The sequence below is a fragment of the Inquilinus sp. genome, from assembly GCF_057815775.1.
In genome coordinates this window covers 1-1,583 of sequence record NZ_JBYRFX010001125.1, presented here as the reverse complement: position 1 = coordinate 1,583, position 1,583 = coordinate 1, and the positions used below count along the sequence as shown (strand labels likewise).

Genomic DNA, 1,583 nt, shown 5'->3' with positions numbered 1-1,583 from the left:
GGGCCGGCGGCTCAACTGCTGGTCAGCTTCGACAGGTCCAGCGGCAGGGACCGCAGCCGCTGGCCGGTCGCGGCGAACACCGCATTGCCGACCGCCGGCGCCAGCCCCGGCACGCCGGGTTCGCCGATGCCGGTCGGGGCTTCGGCCGAGGGCACGATGTGGACCTCGACCTTCGGCATCTCCGACATCCGCGTCGGCTCATAGGTGTCGAAATTGGCCTGCTCGACCTCGCCGTCCTTCAGCGTGATCTTGTTGCGCAGGACCACCGACAGGGCGAAGCCGACCGAGCCTTCGACCTGGGCCCGGATGACGTCGGGGTTGACCGCGATGCCGCAATCGACGGCGGCCACGACACGATCGACCTTCAACGTGCCGTCCTTGATCGAGACCTCGGCGACCGTCGCGACATAGGTGCCGAAGGACTGGTGCACGGCGACGCCGCGCCCGCTGCCCGCCGGCATCGGCTTGCCCCAGCCCGCCTTGTCCGCCACCAGGGCCAGCACGCCGATGTGGCGCGGCTGGTCGCGCAGCAGTGCTGTGCGGAAGGCGACCGGGTCCTGGCCGGCGGCATGCGCCAGCTCATCGACCACGGTCTCGACCGCATGGGCGGTGTGGGTGTGGCCGACCGACCGCCACCACAGCACCGGCACGCCCTCCTTGGCGTTGTGCACCGTCGCGGTCAGGTCCGGCACGGCGTAGGCGGTGTCCGACGCGCCTTCGATGCTGGTGGCGTCGATGCCGTCCTTCACCGCGAAGGCCTCGAAGGCGGTGCCGATCATGATCGATTTGGCAACCACGGTGTGGTCCCAGCCGCTGATGCCGCCGGCCGAGTCCACCCCGGCGCGGACCTTGTGATAGGCCATCGGCCGGTAATAGCCGGCCTTCATGTCGTCCTCGCGCGTCCGCATCAAATGGATCGGCGTCTTCATGCCGGTCGCCTTGACGATCATCGCCGTCTCGGCCGCGTAATCCGCGGTCGGGGTGGCGCGCCGGCCGAAGGAGCCGCCGGTGAAGGTCGAATTGATCGTCACCTGCTCCGGCTTCAGGCCGAGGATGGCGGCGATCGTCGCCTGCTCCACGGTCTGGAACTGCGACCCGGCCCACCACACCGCGCCGTCGGCCGTCGGCTCCAGCACGCCGTTCAGCGGCTCCATCGGTGCATGGGCGAGGTACGGGAACTCGAACTCCACCTCGACCACCTTGGCCGCCTTCTTCAGCGCCGCCTCGGTGTCGCCACGCTTGACCGCGGTCAGGCCCGGCGTCTGCGCCGCGGTCTTGTAGCCGGCCATGATCGCGTCGGTGGACTGGCCTTCGCCGGTGGCCGCATCCCACTCGACCTTCAGCGCCTCGCGCCCCTTCATCGCCGACCAGGTGTCCTGGGCCACGACGGCGACGCCGGTCGGGATCGTCACAACGTCGACCACGCCCGGCACCTGCTTGGCCGCCGTGGCGTCGACGCTCTTGGGCGTGCCGCCGAAGCGGGGCGGGTGGGCGACCAGCGCGGTCAGCTGGCCGGGGCGCCGGACGTCGATCGAGAAGCCGGCCTTGCCGGTGATCTTGGCCGGCGTGTCCAGCCGCGGCAC

At 70.6% G+C, this 1,583-nt stretch carries 1 protein-coding gene; it reads right to left on the bottom strand.

Annotated elements, in window-relative coordinates; all coding sequences use genetic code 11:
• Positions 1–11: 11 nt before the first annotated feature.
• Positions 12–1,583: xanthine dehydrogenase family protein molybdopterin-binding subunit (locus AC3XYG_RS40070; RefSeq protein WP_489145499.1), on the bottom strand; the 1,572-nt coding region annotated here is incomplete at its 5' end.